Origin of the sequence: Catenulispora yoronensis (assembly GCF_039531695.1) — a bacterium.
GTDB classification, from domain to species: domain Bacteria; phylum Actinomycetota; class Actinomycetes; order Streptomycetales; family Catenulisporaceae; genus Catenulispora; species Catenulispora yoronensis.
The window spans coordinates 272,286-299,124 of the sequence record NZ_BAAAQN010000004.1 but is presented as its reverse complement, the minus strand read 5'-3'; the positions used below and the strand labels follow the sequence as shown (position 1 = coordinate 299,124).

Genomic DNA, 26,839 nt, shown 5'->3' with positions numbered 1-26,839 from the left:
TCACGGTCGCACCGGCCGCGCCCCGGCGACCGTCGGCGAATCCATTCGTGGGACCGGTTTCGCGCCGGGGTCCGGGCCCGGCTCCGGGCTCGGCTCCGGCTGGGCCCGCCGCGCCGCGTCGGCGCTCTCGGTGCTCGGGGACGCCACGATCGTCACCTTCAAATGCTTCATCAGCGGCTGGTCGCTCTGCTCGCTGTAGTCCCGGATCCCCACCAGCACGTTCATCTCCGGCATGTACCCGGCCGCGCACCCGCGCGGGATCGCGTACTCCACCGCCAAGTACCCCTTCAACGACCGCTGCGACCCGTCCTTCGACGTCGCCGTCACCTCCACCGGCGCGAACTGGCCGATCCCGCGCTCGCGCATGTCGTCCTTGTTCATGAACACCAGCGTCCGCAGGTTCTCGATCCCGCGGTAGCGGTCGTCGTCGCTGTAGATCGTGGTGTTCCACTGGTCGTGCGAGCGCATCGTGCCCAGCAGCAGCGTCCCGGGCGCCGGGACGGCGTCGGGCAGCGGCACGGCCGAGAACTCGGCCTTGCCCGACGGCGTCAGGAACACCAGTTCGCGGGCCGGCTGCCGGATCCGGAAGCCCAGCGGCAGCCGGACTCGCCGGTTGAAGTCCTCGAAGCCGTCCAGCACCTTCGCCATGGTGTCGCGGATCCGGTCGTAGTCCTCCACGTACCAGTCCCACGGCGTGTCCGTCTCCGGCAGCGCCGCCTTCGCGATCCCCGCGATGATCGCCGGCTCCGACAGCAGATGCGGCGAGGCAGGCTTCTTCATCCCCACGGACAGATGCACCATGCTCATCGAGTCCTCCACCGAGAGCTGCTGCACGCCGGCGCGCTGGTGGTCCTTCTCGGTGCGGCCCAGGCACGGCAGGATCAGCGCCCGTTTGCCGTGCACCAGGTGGCTGCGGTTCAGCTTGGTGCTGACATGGAACGTCAGCTCGCACTCGCGCAGCGCCTCGTACGTATACACGGTGTCCGGCGCGGCCAGGGCGAAGTTGCCGCCCATCCCGCAGAACACCTTCACCTCGCCGCGATGCATCGCCTCGATCGTGCCGACCGTGTCCAGGCCGTGGTCGCGCGGCGGGTCGATCCCGCACACCTCGGCCAGCCGGTCCAGGAACGCCGAGGCCGGCCGGTGGTCGATCCCGCAGGTGCGGTTGCCCTGCACGTTGCTGTGCCCGCGCACCGGCGACGGCCCGGCGCCCTCCCGCCCCAGGTTGCCGCGCAGCAACAGCAGGTTGACGATCTCGCGGATGGTGTCCACGCCGTGCTCGTGCTGGGTCACTCCCAGGCACCAGCTGATGATGCTGCGGTCGGCGTCCCGGTAGACCCGCGCCGCCTTGAGGATGTCGGCGCGCGCCACCCCGGACTGCCGCTCCAGCTCCTCCCAGGGCGTGGCCTCCACCACGCTCCGGTAGTCGTCGAACCCTGTCGTGTAGCGGTCGATGAATTCCCGGTCCAGTGCCTTAGGGTCGGTCTGCGCCCACTCCAGCACCGCCTTGGCGATGCCGCGGATCAGCGCCATGTCGCCGGCGATGCGCGGCTGGATGTTCAGGGTGCCCGTCTTGGTCGCGCGGAACAGCGCCATTTGGAGGAACTCATGCGGGACGATGGTCCGGCCGGCGGCTGCCTCGACCAGCGGGTTGATGTGGACGATGCGGGCGCCGCGGCGGTAGGCCTCGGCCAGCGCGGTGAGCATCCGGGGCGCGTTGGAGGCCGCGTTGATGCCCATGATGAACAGCGCGTCGGTGTGCTCCCAGTCCTTCAGGTCGCAGGTGCCCTTGCCGGTGCCCAGGGCGGCGGTCAGCGCGCGGCCGCTGGCCTCGTGGCACATGTTGGAGCAGTCCGGCAGGTTGTTCGTCCCCAGCTCGCGGGCCAGCAGCTGGTAGAGGAACGTGGCCTCGTTGCCGAGGCGGCCGGAGGTGTAGAACGCCGCGGCGTCCGGGTCCTCCAGGTTCCGCAGCACCCCGCCGATCAGCTCGAACGCGTCCGGCCAGCCGATCGGGACGTAGTGGTCGGTCTCGGGGTCGTAGACCATGGGCTCGGTGAGCCGGCCCTGGTCCTCCAGCGCGAAGTCCGACCACTGCGACAGCTCCGAGACGCTGTGCGCGGCGAAGAACTCCCGGCCCGCGCGCTTGCGCGTCATCTCCCAGGTGACGTGCTTGATCCCGTTCTCGCAGATGTCCAGATGCAGACCCTTGAGCGAGTCCGGCCAGGCGCAGCCGGGGCAGTCGAAGCCGCCGTTCTCGTGGTTCATCCTCAGGATCGCGCGGGTGCCCTCGCGCAGCTCGCCCTGCTCCAGCAGGACGTGCGTCACACTCTTCGCGGCGCCCCAGCCCGCGGAGGGGTGGCGGTAGGGGCGGGACTGCGGAGCACCGTCGGAAGGGTTCATTCCGACCACCTTCCATCGTCCGGGTCGGCGCATGCGGGACCGTCGGCCACACTAGGCCCGGCGACCGGGACCCGCACGGGGAGGCCGGGCCGCCGGGGTCACCCGAACGGCGCAGGCCAGGCGTCGGACGGCGGCGCCGGGAGATCCTCCCGACGAGGAGCACCGTCCACGCCCGCGCACCGGGACAGGGGGCCGCGATGAAGCACATCGACCTGCGCCCGGCCTGGCGCCGCGAGGCGCTGCGCACCAGCCTGTGGTGGATCCCGACGCTGGAGGTGATCGCCGCCGGGCTGCTGTTCTGGGCCGGCAACGCCGTCGACCGCGCCGCCTACCGGGGCGACATCACACTGCCGACCTGGGTGATCAGCGGCACCGCCGACGCCTCCCGGCAGATCCTCACCGCGCTGGCCGCCGCCCTGATCACCGTCGTCGGCGTGGTGTTCTCGGTGATCCTGGTGGCCCTGACCCTGGCCAGCAACCAGCTCGGGCCCCGCATGCTGCGCAACTTCATGCGCGACCGCGGCACGCAGTGGACGCTGGGCACCTTCGTGGCCACCTTCACCTTCGCCATCCTGGTCCTGATCTCCATCGGCCCGGGCTCGCGCGGCGACTTCGTCCCGCACGCCTCCATCAGCATGGCTCTGGCGCTGGCCCTGCTCGACGTCCTGGTGCTGATCTACTTCATCCACCACATCGCGATCCAGATCCAGCTGCCCTACGTCATCGCCTCCATCGCCGCCGACGTCTCCCAGGCCATCGCCGACGAGGCCGCCCCGCCGCCCGGCGGCCCCCAGGCCGGCCCCACCCCGCAGGAGATCCTGCGCGCCATGGTCGACGAGCGCGGCGCGGTCACCGCCTCCGAGAGCGGCTACCTGCAACACGTCACCCACGACCGCCTGGTCCGCATCGCCGCCGAGAACGACGCGGTGATCCACCTCCTCTACCGCCCCGGCCACTTCGTGGTGGCGGGCCGCATCCTGGCCACCGTCACCCCGCCGCGCGCCGCGCCCAAGGTCGCCGAAGCCCTCCGCCGCGCCCACCTCAGCGGCCCCTACCGCTCGATGAGCCAGGACATCTCCTTCGGCATCGACCAGCTCGCCGAGATCGCCACCCGCGCCCTGTCCGCCGCGATCAACGACACCTTCACCGCCCTGACCTGCGTCGACTGGATCGGCGACTGCCTGCGCCAAGTGGCCCTGGGCTGGCACCCCCAAGTCGTCCACCGCGACAAGGACGGCTACGTCCGCCTGATCCGCACCCAGGCCACCTACGACCGCCTGGTCCAACGCGGCTTCGAGAAAGTCCGCCAATCCAGCCTCGGCATGCCCTCGGTGATGATCCGCGAACTCCAGGCCCTGGCCGAGATCATGACCCAGGCCCCCCGCCCGGAGCAGTACGCGGTCCTGCGCCAACAAGCCGACATGATCCGCCGCGCGGCCGAACACTCGATCCCGGAACCCGACGACCTGGCCGACGTGCTGAGCCGCTACGACACACTGGTGGCACTCCACGAACGCCTGCTGCACGAGAAGCTGGGACGGAGGGAGGAATGAGGTCGGCTTCGTTCTCGCCCCGGCAGTCGACGCACAAACCAACGCGCGCCGCCGGTTCTGGAAACTGAACCGGCGGCGCGCGCTGCCTCAACGATCAACCTCGGTCGGGCCACATGCCGGCCGAGCCCGCCAAGTCGGCAAAGCTAGTCAAGTCGGCCCCGCCGCCCGAACCTCACCGAGCCGTCCTACTCGCTCTGCCAAGTGAACGTCGCCTTGTCGAACCGTCGCGCGGCGAGGTCTTCGCGGCGGATCAGCCAGTACAGGCGGCCGGTGTCGCCCCACTCCATCGCGGCGCGGGAGTCGCTGTCGATCTGGATCAGCATCACCAGGTCCTTGAGCAGGTCACGGCGGGACTGCTTCGCGGCGTCGTCGTCGCCGGGGAAGACCGCGTGGGTGGCTTCCTTCTCCACCGAGCCCGCCTTCGGCAGGGAGTAGCCGCCTACGCGGTGGTGGGGGGAGTGGTCGCGGCGGAAGGTGGTGAGGGCGTCGTAGAAGCCGTCGCCGTCCGCGTCGCCGACGGTCGGGTACTCCGTGTAGTCGTCGTCGGCGGTCGGGTCCTCGCCGGGGGCGCCGAAGGCGGCGACCAGGGCGGCGTTCTCGTTGTCGGGCGCGGACGCTATGAGCTCGCCGGTGAGCATGACGCGGGGGAAGGGCTCCAGTCCTTCGGGGGCCTTGCGCGGCGCCACGTCGTCGGAGGTCTCCGGGACGTAGATGACGCGCGTGCCGCCGGTGATGCTGGCCGGGTCCAGGTACTGGACCGCGTCCTCGCCGACGCCGTTGAAGTAGAAGAACAGCAGCATCCCGGCCTCCGGCAGCGGGATGTCCAGCTGGCCCGGGGGCACCTCCTCGCAGTCGAAGGCCGCGATGAAGGACAGCGGGCCGTGGCCCTCCCACACCGGCCACTCCACGTCGGCCGGCAGCATCGGGTCGCCGCCCAGGTAGGCGACCAGCGGCTCGCCCTTCTGCTGCTCCCGCAGGTGGTAGCCCGGGCGCAGCAGACTGATCCAGGTCTTCGCGTTCTCGGGGCTGAAGAAACGGCGGCCGGCCTCGGCCAGTGGCGACTCACTGATGTCCATGGGCCGTATGCTTTCAGGCCGCCGCCGGAAGTGACAGTCCGGGTGGAGGATGTTTTGCCGACGGCTCCGGCAGACTGGCGCGATGACCATCTACCACATCGCGCTGCGGGCCGATTGGGCGGCGGCGACGGCGGCCACGGCAGCCGGCGCGAACGCGGGGGAGTACCGCGTCTCCACCAGAGGCCGCTCCCTGGAGGAACAAGGATTCATCCACGCCTCCACCACGGTGCAGGTCGCAGGCGTGGCGAACGCCTTCTACGCCGACCTCGCCGCCGAGGACCTCGTCGTCCTGGTCATCGACACCGACCGCCTGACCGCCGAGCTGAAATACGACCCCGTACCCGGCGCCGCGGAGCCCTTCCCCCACATCTACGGTCCGCTGAACGTCGACGCCGTGGTCGGACTGGCCGAACTGGGCCGGGACGCCGAAGGCCGCTACACATTCGAAGGCTGATAAGCCTGCCTCGCCATCCTGCCCTCGCCGCCCTATCTCAACACCCCGCCGCCCCGGCGCGCGCCACCAACCCCTCCACCGCCTCCGCCACCCGCGCCGGGTGCGAAATGAACGACAGATGGTGCGCCCCGTCGATCACCGTCACCGTCACCGTCGACGCCGGCGCCCCGATCCGCGCCGCGACCGTCCACGGCGCGTCGGCCGGGAAGACGTCGTCCTCCCGCCCGAACGTCACCGCCTTCGGCAGGCACAGCCCCGCCAGCTCCGCCACGCGCGCGGCGGGCAGCCCCGGGCCGCCCACGGAGTCGATCATCTGCCACAGCCCCTGCTCCGCCCCGGCCTGCTGATAGGGACGCCGGAACCGGTCCACGCCGGCGGCGTCCAGCCGCGGGCAGGCCGGGCCGCACTGGGCCGCGTAGATCGTGCGGATCACCCAGTCCGACCGCAGTGCCAGGCGCAGCGCCGAGGTGCGGAACGGCCCGAGCGCCCAGGACGCCCCGAAGTGGGGGATCGGGAGCGCGTCGCCGTCCAGGAACATCAGACCACTGAAGGCGTGCGGCGACTCCAGCACCGCCTCGGCGGCCACCGCCGCGCCGCTGGAGTGCGCCACCAGGACCGGGCGGTCCAGGCCCAGCGCCGCCACCAGACCGGTGAGCTGGGCGGCCAGATGCGCGGTGGTGTAGGGCCCGACGCGGGCGCTGTATCCCGAGCCGGTCAGATCGAGTGCATAAACCCGGTGATCGCGGGCAAGGAGGGTGGCCAGCGGCTGCCAGGTGTCGGAGTCCTCAAACGCACCGTGCACCAGGACCACCGGGGATCCGGCGCCGCCCCACTGCTCAAAGCGGGTGCGGATGCCGTCGGCCGAGACGTAGCTCAAGCCCGGAGGTGGCCCGGCGCGCCCGGAGGTGTACGCATTATAAGGAATCGAGAGCATCGTCAGTACTACGAAGGCGATTGCCGCCCAGCGTGCGGCAGAACGTAGGATCCTGCGATACCAACGTCGGCGGTCCGGCAGCGATCCGGACGGGATAACGGGGAATGGCTCGGGTGACGGATCGGCGACGCTCTGCGGTGGCCGCTGGTCGGCACCCTCCGCCGCGCGTGTCGGCTCGGTCACTGATCACTCCCTTCTTCCGGGGGCAATCTACCGGTACACCCCCGTGCACTATGATCCGACGATTCACCACCTCGGAAGGCGGCTCCACGTGTACTCGATCATCCTGGCCGGCGGGAGCGGAACCCGGCTGTGGCCGCTGTCGCGGGCCGCGAGTCCGAAGTTCCTGCATCGGCTCGGCGGCACCGACGAGTCGCTGCTCCAGGCCACTGCTGCCCGGGTGGAGCGGCTGTCGGACCCCGACCGGGTCTACGTGGTCACCGGGATCGCGCACGCCGCCGCCGTCGCCCGGCAGCTGCCGGCCGTCCCGGAGCGGAACATCCTGGTCGAGCCCGAGCCCCGGGACTCCCTGGCCGCCGTCGCCCTGGCCGCCGCGGTGGTCGCCGGGCGCGACCCGGAGGCGGTCATGGCGGTCTACTCCGCCGACCACCTCATAGGCCGCCAGGAGCGCTTCGAGGAGCTGATCGGGATCGCCGCCGGCGCCGCCGCGACCGGCGCCCTGGTCACCGTCGGCATCCGCCCCACCCGCCCGGAGACCGGCTTCGGCTACCTGCACCTGGCCGAGGAGCTCGCCCCCGGGGTGCACCGCATCGCCGAGTTCCGCGAGAAGCCCGACGCCGAGACCGCCGCCGCCTACCTGGCCACCGGCGAGTACCTGTGGAACGCCGGCATGTTCGTCTTCCGCGCCGCCGCGTTCCTGGCCGAGCTGGAGCGCCAGCGCCCCGAGCTGCGGGCCGGCATCGCCGCCATCGCCGCCGCCTGGGACGGCCCGGACCAGGAGGCCGTCTTCGGCGCCACCTGGCCCACCCTGGAGAAGATCTCCGTGGACTACGGCGTCATGGAGGGCGCGGCCGCCGCCGGCCTGGTCGCCACCGTCCCGGCCGACTTCCCCTGGAGCGACATCGGCGACTTCCACTCCCTCGGCGAGTCCCTGGACGGCGACGCCGCCGGCAACGTGGTGCTCGCCGGCGGCGCCGTGGCCGCGCTGCGCTCGGTGCAGGACTCGGTGGTGGTCTCCACGACCGGGCGCGTGGTCGCCGTGGTCGGCCTGCGCGACGTCGTGGTCGTCGACACCGAGGACGCGCTGCTGGTCTGCCCGCGCTCGCGGGCGCACGAGGTGAAGCAGGTCGTGGACGCGCTGAAGGAGCAGGGGCACTCGGCGCGCGTCTGAGTTCGGGGCCGGTACCCGGTACCCAGTCCCAGTGCCCAGTCCCAGCCCCCGTACCGGCGCCGGGCCCCGTACCGGCGCCGGGCCCGCGGCCGCCGTCGAGTGTCCTCGGACCGGCGGCCGCGACCGGATCTCCCGCCGCTCCTAGACCTCTTCGCCCAGCGCGTACAGGTCCTCCGGCACCAGCGTCGCGTTCCGCAGCAGAGCCCTGATCAAGTTGTCGTTCAGGGTGTTGCCCAGCGGCTCGACCATGTCCGGCTCCTTCACGATCCCGCGGATCGCCCCGGGCCCGGTCGACAGGCGGGCGCGCAGTTCGGAGATGCGGCGCTCGACGGCCTTGGCGGTCCACGGGTGCAGGGGGTTGGGCGCGGCGGTGTTCAGGTCGTCGGCGGCCTGCTTCCACGTCACCGGGGCCGGATACGGCTCGCGCCGCAGGTAGCGCTGGGCCAGCGCGATCATCATCAGGCGCTCGACCGGCGCCAGGTCGGTGACGTCGGAGGTCAGGGTGCGGGACTGGGCGACGCCGCCGGGGGCGTGCCGCTGGCTCCCGACCAGGTGCACCTCCAGCAGGTGGGTGCGGCGGTTCGGGGTCTCGATGGTCATGGGGGTGTAGCCCGGGTTCACCGACACCTCGTGGTGCCGCAGCACCGGTTCCATGCCCGGCATCAGGATCGGGCGGCGCCCCTCGTTGCGCAGCCACCACTCCTCGCCGTCGCAGGTGAAGATCCCCGCCAGGCGGCTGACGAACTCGTCGTCGCCGCCGATCACCACGTGCACGTCGGCCTCGGCGCGGCCGAAGTGCAGAGTGAACTTGCGCGGTGGCACCGCGAAGCCGCTGGCCCCGGCCTTGACGAAGATGGTGCCCGGCGGCGCCGGCGGCACCCCGCCGGCCAGGCTCGGCAGGTTCTGCGGCAGGACTTGCGGGATGAAGTCCCGTATTTGCATCGATGGCCCTTTTCCTTGGCGGCGGTGGTCACAGCGGTACAGCCCGTCATGCAGCGTACGTCTTTTCGACGGGGAGGGGGCCCGCCGGAGCCATGGTCCGATATGGCACATGGTGAACACGGACTCTCCCGCGAACAGCGACGACAGCAACAACGACAGCAACTCGGACGCCAGCTATGGCCTGGGGTTCGGGCGCCGCGCCACCGCCGCGGCCCCCGATGCCCGTCCAAGCATCCATCGACAACACCAATGACGTGCCGTGCCCGACCCGCTTCGACCCGGCCGGGCACGGCACTCCCTGAAGGACCGACCGTTCGCCCGGCCGCGGGGGGCTGGACGAACGGTCGGTCGTCGCTCGTGTTCGAACACTCCTTTACACTTCCTCAGCAGGCTGTTCGTCCGCACGGCTCGGCCGAACGGGTGGGACCAGGCGTGCCGACGATCCCGGAGCGGTAGAACGACCTTCGGATCATCGCAGGAATCTGTCCTGCCCCGAACCGAGGAAGTGACGGTATGGATTGTCATATACCTGGGCACCGTGCTTTCGCGCGGTGCGCATCCGCGATGCTGGCGGCCGGCGCGCTGCTGGCCACCGCCGCTGATCGACTCGGCGGCCCGTCGGGCCCCTCCGAGGCGTCGGGCCAGGCGTCCGGCAACGTGTTCGGCCAGGTGTTCGGACTGGCGGCCGTCGGGATTCCGGAGGCTCCGCAGCCGGCGGCGACGCCCGAGAGCACGGCAGCTTTGGGCACGACGGCACCGAGCATGACGGCACCGAGCACGACGGTTCCGAAGAAGACGGCTCCCGCAAAGAAGGCCCCTGTGAAGAAGGCGCCCGCGAGGAAAGCCCCGCCGAACCGGGCCCCGGTCAAGAAGGCTCCGACCAGGAGAGCCCCGGTCAAGAAGGCGCCAATCAAGAAGGCTCCGGTCAAGAAGGCTCCGGTCAAGAACGCCCCGCCCAAGAAGGTCAGCACCGCCACCCGCCTGCCCGCGGCCACCAACCCCAAGGCAGCCGCGGCGGTCCACGAGGCAATGTCCCTGATCGGCGTCCCCTACCGCTGGGGCGGCACCACCCGCGCGGGCTTCGACTGCTCCGGCTTCACCCAGCACGTCTGGGCCTCCGCCGGCGTGAAGATCCCCCGCACGGCCCGCGCCCAGGCCGACGCCGGCACCCCGGTCCCGCTCAACAAGGCCCAGCCCGGCGACCTCGTCGTCTTCTACGCGAGCCGCTACCACGTGGGCATCTACATCGGCGGCGGCCTCGTCGTGGACTCCCCGCACCCGGGCAGCCACGTCCGGACCGACCCGATCCGCTCCATGCCGGTCGCCGTCGTGGTGCGACCGCATTCCTGACGGCCCCGACAAGCTGATGCGCCCGCCGTCTCCGGACGGCGGGCGCAGTGCTGAATTGGGCTGGATGGGCTGGATGGGCTGGATGGGCAGTGCCGGACAACGCGCTCGGTGAGCGCTACCGCGCCCGCTTTCCCTTGGCGACCCGCCCCTCCGGCTTGGTCTGACCGTTCAGCGGCACCGCGGCCTCGGCCGTGTACGGCAGGAACGTGAACGACTGCGTGAAGTACAGCCGCACCTTCTCCGCGGTGTGCGACTCGTAGCCGATCGACAGGTCCTGCCCCAGTTGCAGCTGGTAGTCGCCGCCGCGCCCGGACAGCAGCACGCCGCCGGTGATCGCCGGGGCCCAGATCACGTCGCCGTCGATGAGCCGGGCGACGTGCGCCGCCACCGGGTAGCCGTGGTCCACCGCGTCGGACAGCGCCTGATAGGCGTCGGCGCCCAGCACCAGGTGGTAGGGGCCCTCGACGCCGGCCAGGCGCAGCTGCGTGGACATCCGGGCCACCAGCGCCGGGTAGTCGGCCGGGTCCTCGGGCTGGGCCATGGCCGCGTGGCTGGAGAACGGCCGCAGGCCGGTGACGCCGGCCGCGGCGTAGCCGTCGGCGATGGCCCGGTCCTCGGTGAACGCCGCGATCTTCGCCGCGTCCTTCACCGGCTGCCAGTCGCTGTCCTGGGCGCCGCGCTCGGCGTCGTCCACGGCCTGCCGGTCCAGCTCGAACGGGATCCGGACCTCGACCAGCGGATTGACGCCGCGCAGCCGGGCCTGGACGCCGTCGCCGGGGGCCGGGACCGGCGTGGTGTGGCCGTCGCCGACGCCGCCCAGCGTCGGGCCGTCGGGGCCGGCGACGTCCACCACGCGCCGGAACGCCAGGTAGCGCAGCACGGTGCGGCGGGCCTCCTCCTCGATCTGCTCCCAGGCGGTGTCGCTGACCGGGGCTAGGTCGCGGTGCAGGTTGTCCATGAGGGTCAGCTCCGTTTCAGGCTTCCGATACCCAGGGATCCGTCGGTGGGACGGGGGTTCGCGGTGGGGGCGGTCGGCGCGGCGAGCACGGCGGGCGCAGCGGGGGTGGCTGGCGCGGAGTCCGCGTCCGGATCCGCGTCCGGCGCCGGCGGCGGGTCGTCCAGGAACCCGGTCGGCGGCACGAAGAACAACCCGCCGGTCACCGCCGTGGAGAAGTCGAGGATGCGGTCCCGGTTGCCGTTCTCGTCGCCGAGGAACATGTTCAGCAGCATCTGCTCGGTGACCGTCGGCGTGGCGCAGTACCCGATGAAATAGGTCCCGGCCTCGCCCTCCTTGAACGATCCGAACGGCATGTTCGCCCGCAGGATGTCCCGCTCCTCGCCGTCCTCGCCGACGATCGTGTTCCGGTCCACGTGCGAGGTCTTCGGCAGCGAGTCGTCCGGCAGCTGCACGTTCCCGGCCTTGGTGCGGCCGATCACGAGCTCCTGCTCGCGGTCCGACAACGCGTTCCACGCGGCCATGTCGTGCAGGTACTTCTGCACGATCACGTAGCTGCCGCCGACGAAGTCCAGGTCCCGTTCGGCGTCCACCAGCGCGGCGTCGAACGCCTCCACCCCCTCGGGGTTCTCGGTGCCGTCGACGAAGCCCAGCAGGTCGCGGCGGTCCTGGTAGCGCCAGCCGTGCACCTCGTCCACGACCTCCACCGCGCCGCCGAGCCGGGTCAGGACGTGGTCGGCGAAGTCGTAGCAGACGTCGAGCGACTCGGCGCGCAGGTGCAGCAGGATGTCGCCGGGAGTGGACGGCGCCGAGTGCTGGGGGCCGTCCAGCGCGACGAACGGATGCAGCTCGGCCGGCCGGGGCCCGGCGAACAGCCGGTCCCAGACCGCCGATCCGAACCCGGTGACGCAGGCCAGCCCGGCGTCCGGCCGCCCGAAGCCCACCGCCCGCGCGTAGGCGCTCAGATCCGGCACCAGGTCGCGCACCGCGTCCTCGCCGCCGTCCGCGACGGTCAGCACCAGGAACATCGCCGCCGAGGTCAGAGGACTGACGACGGGCTGCGCGGCATCGGCGGGGGCAGGCTTGGGCATCGGGCGGGTCACCTTCCGGCTCGGCGGTCCCCACCATCCTCGCCGCAACGGCGGCCCGAGCCCCGCCCGGAAGGGGCGGAGCCTGGTCCGGACGGGTGACACCCCTTTTTCAGTACAGCTCAGTACAGCTCAGTACAGCGCGGCCTGCAGGTCGGTCACCCAGTACGTGACCATGGCCGAGTCGTCGACGTACTGCGCGCCCTTCGGCATCGCCAGCTTCGACGGCGACCCCGGCAGCCCGCCGCCGGCGACGGACGCCAGCTGGAGGTCGATCGTCGGCCGGTCCTTGCCGTTCTTGCCCGAGCCGTCGGCGGAGCTGGTCAGCACACCCGCGTACGCCGAGTCCCCGGGAGCCAGGTCGATGGTCGTGGCCGGCTTGGTGGCGTCGGCCGCGGCCACCGGCGCCTGCTGGTCCGGGTCGTACTTCAGGAACGGGTATCCGTTCAACCGGCAGTGGCTCTTGGACGTGTTGGTCGCGGTGATCAGCACATGATTGATCGGCTCGCGCAGTGCCGACACCGCCAGCTTCAGCATCGCCGGCGTGCAGTCGGCCGGACGGCCCGAGCCGGTGGCCGGCGCGGTGCTGGTCGGCGCCTTCCCGCCGGAGGTAGACGCCGAGGCGCCGGTCTGGGCGGCCGAGGAGCTTGAGGCCGCGGAACCCGACGTCGAAGAACTCGGCGCGGAGGAGCCGCCCAGCGACGTCGACGCGGACGGCGTCGAGGTGTTCGACGCCGACGTCGCCCCGGTCGCGCCCGAGGCGCTCGACGTCGAACTGCCGCAGCCCGCCAAGGTCAGCACCGCGGCGCCGAGCAGAGCGGCCGCCGTCGCTCTCGCGGCCGTGGGTCGTATCCGCATCCGCAGTCTGACGGGGTGATTCGAATCAGAGGTGTTCACTCGCGGCAGCATGCCATGGCCCGTAGACGCTTATCGAACCGTGCAGCGAAACTCCTTAACAAGAAACCCCTTAACAACCCGCACAACAATCCGCGCCCTTTGTGGTCGACCGCGTGCTGATCGTCTTCAAGCGGCGAGGAGGACTGCTTCTACGTCCGGCGGCGCGGAGTCGGCACCGGCCTGCCCCCCAATACCTGACGTGCCGCATCAGCCGATGCCGCTTACCGTGGACATATGAGCAGCAAAATGGGCATAACCCTCCTAATTGTCGGCGGCTACACCATGGCCCTGGGCTTCGGCGGTGTCAACGCCAACTCCGGCGGCGTCCAATGGCTGTTCTCGATCATCCTGGTCCTCGGCTTCATCATGACCGGCTGGGCCACGGTGCTGCCGTGGGACGGGGTCAAGGGGCGGGCTGTCGACGCCGAGTAGGTCCGGCTCGGCCCGTCCGGCCTACGGATGATCCGCGATGTCGTTGGCGGCCACGAACCCGAACGTCATGGCCGGCCCGATCGTCGACCCCGCCCCCGCGTAGCTGTGCCCCATCACCGCCACCGAGGCGTTGCCCGCCGCGTACAGGCCCGGGATCACGCTGCCGTCCGGCCGCAGCGCCCGGGCGCGCTCATCGGTCTGGATGCCGCCCTTCGTGCCCAGGTCGCCCGGGACGATCCGCAGCGCGTAGAACGGCGCCTCCCACAGCACGCCCAGGCAGGAGTTCGGGACCACCGCCGGGTCGGTGTAGTAGTGGTCGTAGACGCTGTCCCCGCGATGGAAGTCGGAGTCCTTGCCCACCCAGGCCTCCTCGTTGAACCGGGTGACCGTCCCGATCAGGGCCTGGGACGGGACGCCGATCTGCCCGGCCAGGTCCGACAGGGTCCACGCCTTGTAGACCGAGCCGTTCTGGTACCAGGAGTCGGGGAACGGCAGCGTCGGGACGATGTCCCGGAACAGGTACCGGTTGCGGTAGTTCTGGTCGACGATCAGCCAGGCCGGGATGTCCGCCGCCGACGGGTTCTTCGCGTACATCACGTGCACCACGTCGCTGTACGGCGCCGCCTCGTCCACGAAGCGCTTCCCGGCCTGGTTCACCATCAGCCCGCCGGGCAGCGTGCGCTCGGCCAGGCAGAAGTACGGCGTGCCGGGGATCGGGATCGCCGGGCCCCACCAGGCGTCGTCCAGCAGCCCCAACGCCGCCCCGGCCCGCTGCCCGGCCAGGATGCCGTCGCCGGTGTTCTCCTTCGCGCCGACGCTCCACTGCCCGATCGGCGCCTGCTGGTACTGCGCCCGCATCGCCAGGTTGTGCTCGAAGCCGCCGGAGCCCACGATCACCCCGCGCGAGGCCGTGATCAGCGCCGGGGCGCCGTTGTACGTCACATACACCCCGGCCGCGCGGCCGCCGGACATGTACAGGTCGGTCAGCGGCGTGTTCAGCAGCACCGGAACGTTCGCCTGCTGCAACCCCGCGCGCAGGCCCGCCGCCAGCGACTGGCCCATCGTCAACGGCTTCTGCCCGGCCAGCGCCGCCGCCGTGCCGCGCGCCAGACAGGTCGCGGCGACGTCGGCGCCGCGCGCGTTCACCGCGGCGATGTTCAGCCACTTGTAGTCCGCGCTGAACACCACCATCCCGGCCGGGACCGCCAGATAGGACGGATTCAGGTTCGCCAGCTCCGAGCCCAGGATGTTGCCGTCGAGCTGGTCCGGCTCCACCGAACGCCCGTTCGGCATTCCGCCGGGCAGCTCCGGATAGTAGTCCGAGTAGCCCGCCATGAACCGGAACCGCAGCGGGCTGTTCGCCATCACGAACGACATCATCCGCGGCCCGTTGGCCAGGAACGCGTTCTGCCGCGCCGCCGGCACCTCCGGACCGACCACCGCCGCCAGGTACTGCGCCGCCAGCGCCGGCGTGTCAGGGACGCCCGCGGCCAGGATCACCGGATTGTTCGGGATCCACACCCCGGCGCCGCTGCGGGCCGCCGACCCGCCGAACGTCGGCGCCTTCTCCACCACGATCGTGCGCAGGCCGCGCTTGGCCGCGGTCAGCGCCGCCGTCATCCCGGAGGCGCCGCAGCCGACGACGACCACGTCGTAGTCGCCCAGCACCGGCACCGCTGCGGGGGAGGAGGCCGGTGTGGAGAGGGCGGAGGAGGTGGTGCCGGCGCTCGCCGCGCTCGCCCCGCTCGTGGTCAGGGCGAGGGCGGCGGTGGCGCCGGCACCGGTCAGGACGGCGCGGCGGGTCGGGGCTCCCGACGGTCCGGGCGTTCCGGGCGTTCCCTGCGGGTTCTCGGGCATGACGGCTCCTTCGTCACGGTGCGCGGATGACGGGTGGTCGCGACGGGATCGCGACGGATGATCGCCGAGGGAGCCGGGCCCTGAACTCAGAAGGCTGACACTATCTGACGCTGCGTCAGGGAATGTCGCGTGCGGATCTTGAGATGTCAAGCGCCGCCGACGGGTAACGTCTGGCTGGCGGCGCCGCACTCGCGCGCGCCCGCCCCATGCCCTGTGCCCCGTGCCCCGTTTCAGGAGCGTTGATGGAAATCGGCCTGCACCTCTCGAACTTCACCTACCCCTCCGGCCCGGCGGGCCTGGCCGACGATCTGACCCGGATCGCCGCCACCGCCGAGGAGGCCGGCTTCGCCCGGCTCAGCGTGATGGACCACGTCTGGCAGATCGGTGTCGTCGGCCCGCCGGAGCTGGCCATGCTGGAGGCCTACACCACCCTGGGCTACCTGGCCGCCCGCACCTCGAAGATGCAGCTGCTGGCCTGGGTCACCGCCGCCACCTACCGCGAGCCGGGCCTGCTCGCCAAGATCGTCTCCACCCTGGACGTGCTCTCCCAGGGCCGCGCCTGGCTCGGCCTGGGCGCCGGCTGGAACTTCCACGAGGCCGGCGGCCTCGGGCTGCCCTTCCCCGGCACCGCCGAGCGCTTCGAGCGCCTGGAGGAGACCCTCCAGATCTGCAACCAGATGTGGAGCGACGACGAGGGGCCCTACGAAGGCACCCACTACAAGCTGGAGCGCACCCTGAACTCCCCGCAGCCGCTGCGGACCCCGCCGATCCTGATCGGCGGCGGCGGCGAGCGCAAGACCCTGCGCCTGGTCGCGCGCTACGCCCGGGCCTGCAACCTGTTCCCCACGCCGGAGCTCGAGCACAAGCTCGACGTCCTGCGCGGCCACTGCGAGGCCGAGGGCCGGGACTACGCGGACGTCGAGAAGACGGTGATGATGAGCCTGGACATCGGCGAGAAGGGCGAGAACATCCCCGCGGTACTCGACCAGCTGCGCCGGCTGGCGGCGCTGGATGTCAGCGAGGTGCACGTCTCGGTTGCGCAGGTGTGGGAGACCGAGCGGCTGGAGCTGATCGGGCGAGAGGTTGTCGCGGCGGCTGCGGAGATGTGACGCGGGCGGGATGACGGGGTGGGGTGGGGTGCGGTGGGGCGGCGCGCGCCGGGTTGGGCGGCGTCGCCCCGCTGTGGCTGCGGCTGTGGCCGTAGCCGTGGCTTTGGATGCGGATGCGGATGCGGCTGTCGCGGCGGCGAAAGCCCAGCAGCGTCACCGGTTCGGTCCGCCCCACCCGGCGCGTCGCCGCCGCAGGGCGTTGCATGGAACGTATGCAACGAGTCGTGATCGTCGGCGCCGGGCGCCTGGGCATGATCGTCGGGTCCGGTATCAAGCGCGGCGTGCCGGATGTGGAGCTGCGATTCGTCGACGCCACCCCGGAGGGCCGCGAGCGCGCCCGCGACCGCCTGCGGGCGGAGGCCGACGAGGTGTACGAGCCGGCGTCCGGGGACCTGACCTTGCTCACGCTCCCGCCGCACGCGTTCCCGGCGTTCGCCGCCACGCAGGATCCGCACGCCGTCTCCGGCGCCACGGTGGTGTCCCTGATGGCCGGGGTCCGGCTGGCGGCCCTCACCGGCGGTCTGCGCAGCCGCCAGGTGATCAGGGCCATGACGAACATCGCGGCCCAGGTCGGGCAGGCCGTCACGGTCCTGGCGCCGGACCCCTCCCTCACCCCGCGCGGCCTGGCGCTGGCCGAGCACATCCTGTCCGGCGTCGGCAGCGTGGTCACGGTCGCCGACGAGGACACCCTGGACAGCGCCACCGCGGTGGTCGGCGGCGGGACGGCCATCGTGGCCTACTTCGCCGACGCGCTGGTGACCGCCGCCACCGACGGCGGCTTCAGCTCCGGCCAGGCGCGCACCATCGCCCTCGCGCTGCTGACCGGCACCGCGGGGCTGGTGGAACGGCTGAACACGACGCCGGCCGAGGTGTACAAGCCGGTACTGACGCCCGGAGGCACGACGGTGGAGGGGCTTGAGCTGCTGGAGGCGCAGCACTGGCAGGACGTGCTGCGGGCGGCGTTGGAGAAGGCGGGGGCGCGGTCGAGGGCCATCGGTGCGGAGGTGGAGGGGCTGATGGACGGCAGTCGGGAGTGAGTATTAGATAACAGGCCCCATGCACTCACCGATTTGATAGCGCGATATCGGGGGAGGGGGCATCTATGGAGGGGACATTCACGCGGAAGGGCTCTGACCGGTCCATTGAGCGTGCGGCCATCATCGGGACGGGAATCCTGGGCGCGAGCGTCGGCTGGAACCTGACGCGGCGCGGTGTCCAGGTGGTGTTCGTCGACGCGGGACAGCCGGGGGAGGGGGTCACCAACTGGTCGTTCTCATGGGTCAACGCCAGCAACAAGACCGTCCGCCGGTCGTACTTCGACCTCAACGTCGCGGGCATGGCCGAATACCGCGACGTGGCCGGGACCATCGGGCCGGACTCCTGGTGGCACCCCACTGGCCACCTCCGCTGGGCCGGCGATTCTGCAGCGGAGGCCGACCTCCTGGAGACGGCCGCGTTGCTGGTCGACTGGGACTACCGCGTCGAGATGAGGACCGGTGCCGAGGTACGGCGCCGTTTCGAGGCGGGGCTGACGGTGCCGGACAACGCCCCGGTCGTGTTCTATCCCGACGAAGCCTGGGTCCATGGGCGTCGGCTCGTTGCGCGGTTGGTCGGCGACGCGGTTGCTGCTGGCGCTGAGCAGCGCTTTGGTGCCGCGGTGCGGGAGATTGGTGCTGGTGGGAGTGGCGGGGGCGGCCAGGATGGCCAGGGCGGGCGGAGTGGCTGGAGCGGCTGGACCGTGGGGCTCTCCGACGGGACGGCGCTCGACGTCGATGCCGTAGTGAACGCCGCCGGCCCCGCAGCCGCCGACATCGCGGCACTCGTGGGCCGCAAGCTGCCGATGCGCTACGAACCCGGCGCCGTCACCCGACTCAGCTGCGCCGGCTCCCCGCTCCCGATCCACCGCGCGATGCACGTCCCCCACATCGAACTCCGCCCCGACGGCGACAACTCAATCGTCCTCCACAGCCGCGAGATCGACGCACTGATCGACACCGGCAAGGACCCCGCCGACCTCGGCCAACTCCTCCACGACCTGGCCCGAGCCGCCGTCCCCACCCTCACCAACTGCCGCATCACCGAAACGCGCATCTCCAACCGCCCCATCCCGGCCGACGGCTTCCCCTCAGTCGGCACAGTGCCATCAACCCCGGGCTACTACGAAGCCGTGACCCACAGCGGCATCACACTCGGCCCAATCCTCGGCCGCCTGCTCGCATCAGAGATCGTCGACGGCGCCGGAGCCGATCTCCTTAGCGACTTCCGACCGGAGCGCTTCGGGTAGCTCCAGCACCCACCGATACGTCGGCAGATAGATGCGCCGCCGCGCCTCGGGAAACGCAGCCGCCAACGAGGCAACGGACCTGCGACGACTGGCGACATGAATCGACATGAGGCTCAGGCCCTCCCCACTGGTGGTGCGCGGACAGGCCCACCCTTCCCGGCTGGACTGACAAGAAGGAGCTTGGCCAAGCAGTCGCTACTGAGTAGATAACAGGCCCCTATCCTCCCTTCCTCCTCACCTCACCTTCCACACTCACCACAACCAATAAGGAGCCGCCTTCGGCGGCACTCTCCTACAACAACCAGCCGAAGCAGTCGAGATCGTCGGCGAGGGTGTGCCGGCCGCACCGACAGCTCCGCGTGGTGCGCTGCCACCGAACAGGACCGTGGCGCGGCGATCGGCGAGACAGTGCGGTTGAACCAAACGTGCCGGGCGTCTCGCTGGTCCATCCGCCCATCCACCCACCACACCCAGCGCCGCCGGCCGTTTGGCGGCACTCTATATACCGAGGCCACCGGCCCCGGCCTCAGGGAATAATTTAGATTTCAACTACTGTTGGACGGGGCAAGAAGCCGTGATGCCGAACCTCAGGAGGACGCCGTGCCCGCTGTGACTGTTGAGAACCCGTTGGCTCTGCCGCGTGTTGCTGCCCTGGCGGAGGGGGCGAAGGCGCGGCCGGTGTTGGCGGTGACTACGGCGCCTTCGGGGTTCGAGGGGGAGGGATTCCCGGTGAATCGGGCGTTTGCGGGGATTCGGACGGAGTATTTGGATCCGTTCATCATGATGGATCAGATGGGGGAGGTGGATTACGCGGCTGGGGAGCCGAAGGGGACGCCTTGGCATCCGCATCGGGGCTTCGAGACGGTTACGTACATCATCGACGGGGCGTTCATCCATCAGGACTCGCATGGTGGTGGTGGGGTCATCACTGATGGTGACACGCAGTGGATGACGGCCGGGTCGGGGTTGCTTCACATCGAGACGCCGCCGGAGAAGCTGGTGCAGAGCGGTGGGGTGTTCCACGGGATTCAGCTGTGGGTGAACCTGCCCTCGGCGAAGAAGTGGTCGCCGCCGCGGTATCAGGACATTCGGTCCGGGCAGGTTGGTCTCGCGTCGTCGTTGGACGGTGGGGCGCTGATCCGGGTGATCGCCGGTGGCATCGAGGGCGTTGAGGGTCCGGGCATAACGCACACTCCGATCACCCTGGCTCACCTGTCGGTCACGCCCGGTGCGCGGGTCGAGCTGCCGTGGCGGAAGGACTTCAACGCGCTGGTGTACGTGCTCAACGGCCGGGGCACGGTCGGTGCGGAGAACCGTCCGATCCACTCCGCCCAGACCGCGGTCTTCGGGGCCGGTGACAGCATCGTCATCGCTGCTGACCAGCAGCAGGAGTCGCGGCATCCGAACCTGGACGTGATCGTCCTGGGCGGGGAACCGATCCGGGAGCCGGTGGTCCACTACGGCCCGTTCGTGATGAACTCCGAGGACGAGATCCGCCAGGCGCTGCTCGACTTCCGCTCCGGCAAGATGGGCGTCGAGCCGACCGAGGCCATCCCGCACCTCCAGCCCGGTGAGACGCCGCCGGCCGGCGCCTGATCGGCCGGAGTCGCCCGAGTCGCCTGAGTCGCTCGAACCGCGCGAGTCGCGCGAGTCGCGCGAACCACGCGATTCGCCACAGCCGACCCCCTAGGTAGACCCAGAAGCCGCCGCCGAGATCTCGGCGGCGGCTTCTTCGTACGCCGAAGCATCACAGCCCCCGAACATTCGCACCTTGAACAACATCCCAACATCACATTAAAGTGAGCGCTCGAACAACCCACGGGGAGGGTTTATGAGAGCGCGCATCGCTCGTATCCTGGTCGCCCTGGCGACCGTCGTCGCGGGGGGCATCCTCGCTTCGCCGTCGGCCCACGCCACCGACCCGCACGTCACCTGGCGCGACGACGCGACCGGCAGGTGCCTGAACATGCAGCCGGCGACCGTGTCGGCCGTGGACACCGGCAGCTGCGGCACGCTGGCACATCCTTGGTGGACTGATTGGGCGCAGTCCGACGGGACCTGGCTGGAATCACCGTGGGGCAGGCGCGATCTGTGCCTGACCGCGTACTGGGACCGCACCGCCTACCTGGAGTACTGCACTCCCAACAACGACTACGAGAAGTGGTACGAGGAGTGGCAGGGCAACGGTTGGCGGCTGAGGAACAAGGCCACCAACCTGTATCTCGACAGCAATTCCAAGGGGGACGTCTACGCCCTTCCCTGGAACGGTGGGAACTACCAGCTCTGGCACTGAGCGTCAGCCAAGCATCGGTCCGAACATCGGCCAGGCATCGGCCCAAGCATCGGCCAGGTATCAGCCAAGCATCGGGACCACTGCCCGCCGCGTGATGGGGTCACGCGGCGGGCAGTTCGCTTTCGCGTCACCGGCCGCGGTCCAGATGTTCGACGTGATGCGAAACCAGGTTCCGGGGGCATAGCGTGCCAAAATGGCGCATGTCACCGCACGGAGCAGAGGCTTCTTCATCTTCGCCTTACCTTTCGGTTATTAGAATTGCCCCCGATTCGCCCCCGAAGACCGTGGGCCTGACTCTCCGGCCAGCGCGAGCGGCATACGCCAGCGCTGGCCTCGTTGTTGTCACGGCGTGCGATAAGGTCGCTGTTTCGCCTGGTCGGAGTCGGGGCCGGAGAGGCGCGGAGTCCGGTGTGATTGCTACTCCCAGGGGTGAGGGATCGTTGAACCGTCTTGTCTTCGGTCGTGCTGTGCGGGTTCGTGTGCCGCGCGACCAGATGCCGAGCCTGCTGCTCGCGGCATTAGCCGTCGGGCCCGCGCTGGTGGTGACGGCGTGGCTGGTCGCGGCGTTCCCGGTGGTCTGGATGGGCCATTTCCGCCCCTACACCGTCGGTCCGCTGTTCGTGGTCCTGGCCGTGCTGATGCTCCGCTTCGGTCTGCCGCCGGTGCTCCGGACGGCGCGCGCGGCGCGTGCTCCCTGGTGGGCGCTCGTTGCGGTGCTGGTGATCGTCGGTACTTTCATGGTGTTCGCGGCGGCCACGCACAGCGAGCAGGTGGTGTTGCACCGCGACAACGGCTCCTACGCGCAGATCGGCTATCAGCTGGCGCACGACGGGAAGCTGACCAAGTCGATCCCGGTCGGCGCGTTCGGGGACTCGGCGAGCGCCGTGTCGTTCAACAGTCCGGCGTTCTTCCAGGTCGGCGATCATTTGGTGCCGCAGTTCATGACCGGGTGGCCGACGATGGTGGCGGCGGGTTGGTGGGTCGGTGGTTGGTCGGGTGAGTTGGTGATGCCGGCGTTGGTGGGTGCGTTGGCGTTGTTGGCGATCGCGGGGCTGGCGGCTCGGTTGGTGGGGCCGCGGTGGGCGCCGTTGGCGGCGTTGGTGACGGCGGTGGCGTTTCCGGTGTTGAAGAATTCGCAGACGACGTTTTCGGAGATGCCGGCGCTGTTGTTGTTGATGGCTGGGGTGTATTTGCTGGGTGAGTTCGTGGTGGCGGGTTCGAACACCGGGGCGGGGTCGCGGTCGTTCGTGTTCGTCGCGGGTTTGGTGCTGGGTGTCGGTGAGTTGGTGCGGTTGGATTTGGCGTTGGAGCTGGCGTTGTTGATGCCGGTGCTGGGGTGGTTGTGGGCGACGCGTCGTACTGGTGTGGGTGCGTATATGGCGGGGGCGGTCGCGGGTTTGGTGCTGGGTGCTTTGGATGCGCGGTTCTTGAGCTGGCCGTATGTGCACGATGTGCCGGTGAACTGGTCGTCGGTGAAGTTGGTGACGTTGGCGTTCGTGTTGGCGTCGGGGGTGTCGTTCGGGGTGGCGGCGGCGGTGCGGCGGTGGGGGGTTCCGGCGTGGTTGTGGCGGTGGGTGCCGGTGGTGGGTGCTTCGGTGGCGGGGTTGATCGGGGTTGTGTTGTTGGTGCGGCCGTATGTGTCGACGGCGCATGGGGATCCGAATTCGTCTGATGCGCAGTATTTGACGTCGTTGCAGGCGTGGGTGGGTTTGACGCCGGATGGTTCGCGGACGTATGCGGAGCAGAGTCTGCGGTGGGTGTCGTGGTATGTGGGGTGGCCGTTGGTGGTGGCGGCGTTGGTGGGTGGGGTGTTGTTGACGTGGCGGGTGTTGCGGGGTGGTGATGTGCGGTGGGCTCCGGCGTTGCCGGTGTATTTGGTGTCGGCGGCGCTTCAGTTGTGGCGGCCGTCGATCACGCCGGATCATCCGTATGCGGATCGGCGGTTGGTGACGGTGGTGTTGCCGGGGTTCATTTTGTTGGCGGTGTGGGCGGTGGCGGCGGCGACTCGGGCTATTGGTGAGCGGGTGCGGGCTGGGCAGGCGGCGGCGTCCGCTGCGGGGTCGGGGGCCGACTCCGGCTCTGTTTCCGCGTCCGGTTCGGCGCGTCGGTCGCCGGTCACGTCGGTGGCGGTGGCGACGTTGGGTGCCGCGGTGATGTCGGCGGCGTTGGTGGTGCCGGCGGCGTCGGCGTCGGCGCCGGTGGCGGCGAAGCGTACGGAGTTGGGTGAGGTGGCGGCGTCGAACGCGGTGTGTCGGTCGTTGTCGCCGAAGCGGGACTCGGTGGTGCTGATCGACGGGATGAGCGGGCAGTGGATGGCCACGATCCGTAATCAGTGCCGGGTGCCGGTGGCGTTGTTGACGGATGCGGACGCGGCGGGGCTGGCGCAGGTGGCCGCTGACATCGTCGAGGTGGGGCGGCGGCCGGTGATCGCGGCGTCGGGGGCGAATCCGTTGCAGGACGCGGGCTACACGGTGGAGCAGTTGAAGAAGGTGGTCGTGCTGTCGACGCGGCAGGATCAGCAGCAGATCGTGAAGCGGCCGACGGGGACGAAGCAGCAGAGCGATATCGAGTTCTGGTACACGCGGCCGACTGCTCGCTGAGCTTGGCGGGCTCGCGGGCTCGCGGGTATGTGTTTTCGAGCTCAGCGGTGTTTCGAGCTCAGCGGTGCAGTGCGAACGGCCGCCGGAACAGGATGACCCTGCCCCGGCGGCCCGGCGGCCCGGCGGCCCGGCGGCCCGGCGGCCCGGCGGCCCCGGCGCTCCCGGCAGCCGTTCGCTCTACCTGGCGAGCTTGGCCCCGCTCACGCCCAGCTGCGCCGGTTGCCGGGCAGGCCGGCGGTGCCGTCCTCGTCGGGGACGACGCCGAGGATCTGGTGGATGCCGATGCCGCCGTCTTCGAAGCCGAGGGCGGAGGCGGCCATGTAGAGGAGCCAGACGCGGGCGCGCCCGATGCCGACGAGGTCGACGGCTTCGGTCCAGTTGGCCTGGAGGTTGGCGACCCAGTGCCGCAGGGTGAGGGCGTAGTGCTCGCGCAGCGCTTCGATGTCGCGGAGCTCGAAGCCGGATTCCTGCATGGCCTGGGCGGTGGCGCCGGCGTCGAGGAGTTCGCCGTCGGGGAAGACGTAGCGGCCGATGAAGCTGCGGGGGCTGATGCGGGAGCCGCCGGGGCTGGAGATGGCGTGGTTCAGCAGGCGGCCTCGGGGGCGCAGCAGGGCGCGCAGGGTGTTGAAGTAGTCGGCGGTGCGTTCGGCGCCGACGTGTTCGAACATGCCGATGCTGGAGATGGCGTCGAAGCGTTCGCCGCCGAGGTCGCGGTAGTCCTGGAGGCGGATCTCGACGCGGTCGCTGACGCCGGCCTGGGCGACGCGTTTGCGGGCGAGTTCGGCCTGGGCGCTGCTGATGGTGATGCCGACGGCGCGGGCGCCGTAGTGGGTGGCGGCGTGGATGACCATGGAGCCCCAGCCGCAGCCGACGTCGAGCAGGTCCTGGCCGGTGCGGTGGTCGAGGCCGAGTTTGCGGCAGACGAGGTCGTGTTTGGCGGCCTGGGCGTCTTCGAGGGCGAGGTCGGCGTCGGGGCCGGCGGCGCCGTCGGCGTCGGGGCCGACGAAGCGGGCGCAGGAGTAGGTCATGGAGGTGCCCAGCACCAGGGCGTAGAAGTCGTTGCCGACGTCGTAGTGGTGGGTGATGGCTTCGGAGTCGCGGCGTTTGCTGTGGCGGCGTCCGTGCTGGTGGGCTTCCTCGGCGGGGGGTTCGGGTTTCCAGCCGAGGGCGCCGAGGCGGCGGGCGGCGTTGAGGGCCTGGACGGCGGCGTCGGCGCCGAGGCGGGCGTCGCGGGGCGCGGTCTGCTGGAGGGCGCGCAGGATGCCGAAGATGTCGCCTTCGAAGTCCAGGAGGCCGGAGACGTAGCAGCGGGCGAGGCCGAGCTCGCCGGGGGCCCATACGAGGTTCTTGAGGGCGTCTTTGGAGCGGACGACGACCGTGCCGCTGTGCCCGTTCTCGGGGGTGAGGGAGCTGCCGTCCCAGAATTCGAACCGGACGGCGGGGTCCTCGCCTAGGGCGACCGTGAGCAGTGGCTTGAAGACAGATGCGACGGTGGTATTGGTACCCATGTCACTATCTTGCACGGTCAGGCCGGTGAGGGAGTGTCGAGATGGTCCGGGTGCGGCGTGGCGGGTGATGTCGGCGATGAAGACAGCGATGACGACGGCGTCGTGACGAGGCATCGGCACCGTACTGGCGCCGCATCGGCACCAAACCGGCGCCGTATCGGTGCCCTCTTGGCGCGTGTCTGCGCGCTGCGTCTGTTCATACTGGTGTGCGCTGTGCTTAGGCTGGGTTCATGACAACTCATTTCGCCCGGGAAGAACGTGCCGCGTTGGTCGAGGCGTTGCGGGCCGCCGGTCCGGACGCGCCGACGTTGTGCGAGGGCTGGACGGCCCGCGATCTGGCGGCGCATGTGGTGGCGCGGGAGCGGCGGGCGGACGCGGCGGGCGGGATTCTGCTCAAATCGTTGGCGCCGCGGATGGCGCGGGTGCAGGCGGAGTTCGCGGCGTTGCCGTGGGAGGAGCTGGTGGGCCTGGTGGTGGCCGGTCCGCCGCGCAAGTCGCTGTTCTCGCTGCCGGGTGTGGACGAGTTGGCGAACCTGGTGGAGTTCTTCGTGCATGGTGAGGACGTGCGGCGGGCCCGGGGCGGGTGGGAGCCGCGGGTGTTGCCGCCGGAGGTGGCGGAGGCGTTGTGGCGGCGGGTGTCGGGGTTGGCCAAGCTGGTGGGGCGGCGCTCGCCGGTGGGGTTGGTGGCGCGGCGTCCGGACGGGCAGTCGGTGGTGGTGCGCAAGGGCGCGCCGGTGGCGACGGTGACCGGGGAGCCGGGGGAGCTGGTGGTGTTCTTGTCGGGTCGGCAGGGCCACGCGGTGGTGGAGTTGGAGGGTCCGGAGGAAGCGGTCGCCGCGGTGCGGGGCGCGAAGTTCGGGGTGTGAGCCCGTTAGGCTTGCGGCCATGGTGCTGCGGGTGGCGACGTGGAACGTGAATTCGGTGACGGCTCGGGTGGAGCGTCTGGTGGGCTGGCTGGGGTCGGCCAAGCCGGACGTGCTGTGTCTGCAGGAGTTGAAGACCACGGATGAGGCGTTCCCCGCCGAGCAGGTGGCGGAGCTGGGGTATGAGGCGGCGACCTGGGGCACGGGGCGGTGGAACGGGGTGGCGGTGCTGTCCCGGGTGGGGTTGGCCGATGTGGAGCGGGGCTGGCCGGGGCTGCCGGAGTACGAGGGGGTGCTGGAGCCGCGGGCGATCACGGCGACGTGCGGTCCGGTGCGGGTGACCAGCGTGTATGTGCCCAACGGCCGTGAGGTCGGGCATGCGCATTACGAGTACAAGCTGCGGTGGCTGGATTCGTTGACGCGGGCGGTGGTGGAGCCGGCGCGTGCCGGGTTGCCGTTCGCGGTGTTGGGGGATTTCAATATCGCGCCGACGGATGCTGATGTGTGGGACGTCTCGTTGTTTGCGGAGTCGACGCATGTGACGGAGCCGGAGCGGGCGCGGTTGGCGGATTTGGTGGGTGCGGGGTTGGTGGAGGTGTTTCCGCGGGCTTTGAAGTACGACAGGCCGTTCACGTATTGGGATTATCGGCAGTTGGCGTTCCCGAAGAACAATGGCATGCGGATCGATCTTGTGTTCGGTAATGAGGGGTTTGCGGGGGCGGTGTCGGATGCGTTCGTGGATCGTGATGAGCGTAAGGGTAAGGGTGCTTCGGATCATGCGCCGGTGGTGGTGGATCTGACGGTGTGAGGGGCGGGTTTCTTCCCGTGTTCCTTCCTCTGTGTCTTCCGGTGTTCGCGCTTTCGGCGCAGCCTGGGGTGCCGTCGGGGGCCGG

24 protein-coding genes are annotated in these 26,839 nt (G+C 70.4%); 14 read left to right on the top strand and 10 right to left on the bottom strand.

Annotated elements, in window-relative coordinates; translation table 11 throughout:
• A complete protein-coding gene (locus ABD481_RS05310) occupies window positions 1-2,400 on the bottom strand; it encodes an FdhF/YdeP family oxidoreductase (RefSeq protein WP_344664373.1) in 2,400 nt (799 codons plus the stop codon).
• A 197-nt stretch (window positions 2,401-2,597) separates the two neighbouring features.
• Here ABD481_RS05310 and ABD481_RS05305 point away from each other — a divergent pair, with 197 nt between their 5' ends.
• Window positions 2,598-3,953, top strand: a complete 1,356-nt coding sequence (locus tag ABD481_RS05305; protein ID WP_344664372.1) for a DUF2254 domain-containing protein — start codon at window positions 2,598-2,600, stop codon at window positions 3,951-3,953.
• 185 nt (window positions 3,954-4,138) lie between these two features.
• Here the strand turns inward: ABD481_RS05305 and ABD481_RS05300 are convergent, their stop codons facing one another.
• Window positions 4,139-5,029 carry a YwqG family protein gene (locus ABD481_RS05300; protein ID WP_344664371.1) on the bottom strand — a complete coding sequence of 297 codons (891 nt, stop codon included), beginning with the start codon at window positions 5,027-5,029 and terminating at the stop codon, window positions 4,139-4,141.
• Between the two features lie 82 nt (window positions 5,030-5,111).
• Here ABD481_RS05300 and ABD481_RS05295 point away from each other — a divergent pair, with 82 nt between their 5' ends.
• Window positions 5,112-5,483, top strand: coding sequence for a DUF952 domain-containing protein (locus ABD481_RS05295; protein WP_344664370.1), 372 nt, complete (start codon window positions 5,112-5,114; stop codon window positions 5,481-5,483).
• Between the two features lie 37 nt (window positions 5,484-5,520).
• Here ABD481_RS05295 and ABD481_RS05290 read toward each other — a convergent pair whose 3' ends face one another.
• A complete protein-coding gene (locus ABD481_RS05290) occupies window positions 5,521-6,360 on the bottom strand; it encodes an alpha/beta fold hydrolase (RefSeq protein WP_344664369.1) in 840 nt (279 codons plus the stop codon).
• A gap of 328 nt (window positions 6,361-6,688) precedes the next feature.
• On the opposite strand from ABD481_RS05290, the gene ABD481_RS05285 reads away from it, so the two are divergent.
• Window positions 6,689-7,768, top strand: a complete 1,080-nt coding sequence (locus ABD481_RS05285) for a mannose-1-phosphate guanylyltransferase (protein ID WP_344664368.1) — start codon at window positions 6,689-6,691, stop codon at window positions 7,766-7,768.
• A 141-nt stretch (window positions 7,769-7,909) separates the two neighbouring features.
• Here ABD481_RS05285 and ABD481_RS05280 read toward each other — a convergent pair whose 3' ends face one another.
• Together ABD481_RS05280 and ABD481_RS05275 are read right to left on the bottom strand one after the other, a co-directional pair.
• Entirely contained in the window at window positions 7,910-8,710 is an 801-nt protein-coding gene (locus tag ABD481_RS05280) for an FHA domain-containing protein (RefSeq protein ID WP_344664367.1), read from the bottom strand.
• Between the two features lie 521 nt (window positions 8,711-9,231).
• The gene (locus ABD481_RS05275; protein WP_344664366.1) at window positions 9,232-9,681 is read right to left on the bottom strand and encodes a pentapeptide repeat-containing protein; all 450 of its coding nucleotides are present in this window, start codon (window positions 9,679-9,681) and stop codon (window positions 9,232-9,234) included.
• A gap of 58 nt (window positions 9,682-9,739) precedes the next feature.
• Here ABD481_RS05275 and ABD481_RS05270 point away from each other — a divergent pair, with 58 nt between their 5' ends.
• A complete protein-coding gene (locus ABD481_RS05270; protein WP_344664365.1) occupies window positions 9,740-10,060 on the top strand; it encodes a C40 family peptidase in 321 nt (106 codons plus the stop codon).
• 115 nt (window positions 10,061-10,175) lie between these two features.
• On the opposite strand, the gene ABD481_RS05265 is transcribed toward ABD481_RS05270, so the two are convergent.
• The 3 genes from ABD481_RS05265 to ABD481_RS05255 form a co-directional block, all read right to left on the bottom strand.
• Window positions 10,176-11,018, bottom strand: a complete 843-nt coding sequence (locus ABD481_RS05265; protein ID WP_344664364.1) for a family 1 encapsulin nanocompartment shell protein — start codon at window positions 11,016-11,018, stop codon at window positions 10,176-10,178.
• 5 nt (window positions 11,019-11,023) lie between these two features.
• Window positions 11,024-12,106, bottom strand: a complete 1,083-nt coding sequence (locus ABD481_RS05260) for a Dyp-type peroxidase (RefSeq protein ID WP_344664363.1) — start codon at window positions 12,104-12,106, stop codon at window positions 11,024-11,026.
• Between the two features lie 129 nt (window positions 12,107-12,235).
• Window positions 12,236-12,640, bottom strand: a complete 405-nt coding sequence (locus tag ABD481_RS05255) for a DUF4232 domain-containing protein (protein WP_344664362.1) — start codon at window positions 12,638-12,640, stop codon at window positions 12,236-12,238.
• 7 nt (window positions 12,641-12,647) lie between these two features.
• Between ABD481_RS05255 and ABD481_RS05250 the strand changes: the two genes are divergently transcribed.
• Complete coding sequence (locus ABD481_RS05250) at window positions 12,648-12,980, top strand: hypothetical protein (protein ID WP_344664361.1); 333 nt, start codon at window positions 12,648-12,650, stop codon at window positions 12,978-12,980.
• Between the two features lie 254 nt (window positions 12,981-13,234).
• Complete coding sequence (locus ABD481_RS05245; RefSeq protein ID WP_344664360.1) at window positions 13,235-13,432, top strand: hypothetical protein; 198 nt, start codon at window positions 13,235-13,237, stop codon at window positions 13,430-13,432.
• 21 nt (window positions 13,433-13,453) lie between these two features.
• Here the strand turns inward: ABD481_RS05245 and kstD are convergent, their stop codons facing one another.
• Entirely contained in the window at window positions 13,454-15,289 is a 1,836-nt protein-coding gene (gene kstD / locus ABD481_RS05240; RefSeq protein ID WP_344664359.1) for a 3-oxosteroid 1-dehydrogenase, read from the bottom strand.
• A gap of 242 nt (window positions 15,290-15,531) precedes the next feature.
• On the opposite strand from kstD, the gene ABD481_RS05235 reads away from it, so the two are divergent.
• From ABD481_RS05235 to ABD481_RS05210, 6 genes are all read left to right on the top strand, one after another.
• Window positions 15,532-16,398 (top strand): LLM class F420-dependent oxidoreductase, encoded by an 867-nt coding sequence (locus tag ABD481_RS05235; protein WP_344664358.1) that lies wholly within the window; start codon window positions 15,532-15,534, stop codon window positions 16,396-16,398.
• Window positions 16,399-16,610: 212 nt separating this feature from the next.
• Window positions 16,611-17,435: a pyrroline-5-carboxylate reductase family protein gene (locus ABD481_RS05230; protein WP_344664357.1), complete on the top strand. Its 825-nt coding sequence runs from the start codon at window positions 16,611-16,613 to the stop codon at window positions 17,433-17,435.
• A 65-nt stretch (window positions 17,436-17,500) separates the two neighbouring features.
• Window positions 17,501-18,682 carry an NAD(P)/FAD-dependent oxidoreductase gene (locus tag ABD481_RS05225; RefSeq protein WP_344664356.1) on the top strand — a complete coding sequence of 394 codons (1,182 nt, stop codon included), beginning with the start codon at window positions 17,501-17,503 and terminating at the stop codon, window positions 18,680-18,682.
• Between the two features lie 600 nt (window positions 18,683-19,282).
• Window positions 19,283-20,278 carry a pirin family protein gene (locus ABD481_RS05220; RefSeq protein WP_344664355.1) on the top strand — a complete coding sequence of 332 codons (996 nt, stop codon included), beginning with the start codon at window positions 19,283-19,285 and terminating at the stop codon, window positions 20,276-20,278.
• A 235-nt stretch (window positions 20,279-20,513) separates the two neighbouring features.
• Complete coding sequence (locus ABD481_RS05215) at window positions 20,514-20,975, top strand: RICIN domain-containing protein (RefSeq protein WP_344664354.1); 462 nt, start codon at window positions 20,514-20,516, stop codon at window positions 20,973-20,975.
• 467 nt (window positions 20,976-21,442) lie between these two features.
• The gene (locus ABD481_RS05210) at window positions 21,443-23,575 is read left to right on the top strand and encodes a hypothetical protein (protein WP_344664353.1); all 2,133 of its coding nucleotides are present in this window, start codon (window positions 21,443-21,445) and stop codon (window positions 23,573-23,575) included.
• Window positions 23,576-23,775: 200 nt separating this feature from the next.
• On the opposite strand, the gene ABD481_RS05205 is transcribed toward ABD481_RS05210, so the two are convergent.
• On the bottom strand, window positions 23,776-25,083 hold the full coding sequence (locus ABD481_RS05205; protein ID WP_344664352.1) for a class I SAM-dependent methyltransferase: 1,308 nt from the start codon (window positions 25,081-25,083) through the stop codon (window positions 23,776-23,778).
• 230 nt (window positions 25,084-25,313) lie between these two features.
• Here ABD481_RS05205 and ABD481_RS05200 point away from each other — a divergent pair, with 230 nt between their 5' ends.
• On the top strand, window positions 25,314-25,949 hold the full coding sequence (locus ABD481_RS05200) for a TIGR03085 family metal-binding protein (RefSeq protein ID WP_344664351.1): 636 nt from the start codon (window positions 25,314-25,316) through the stop codon (window positions 25,947-25,949).
• Window positions 25,950-25,974: 25 nt separating this feature from the next.
• Window positions 25,975-26,754 (top strand): exodeoxyribonuclease III, encoded by a 780-nt coding sequence (locus ABD481_RS05195; RefSeq protein WP_344664394.1) that lies wholly within the window; start codon window positions 25,975-25,977, stop codon window positions 26,752-26,754.
• Window positions 26,755-26,839 lie beyond the last annotated feature (85 nt).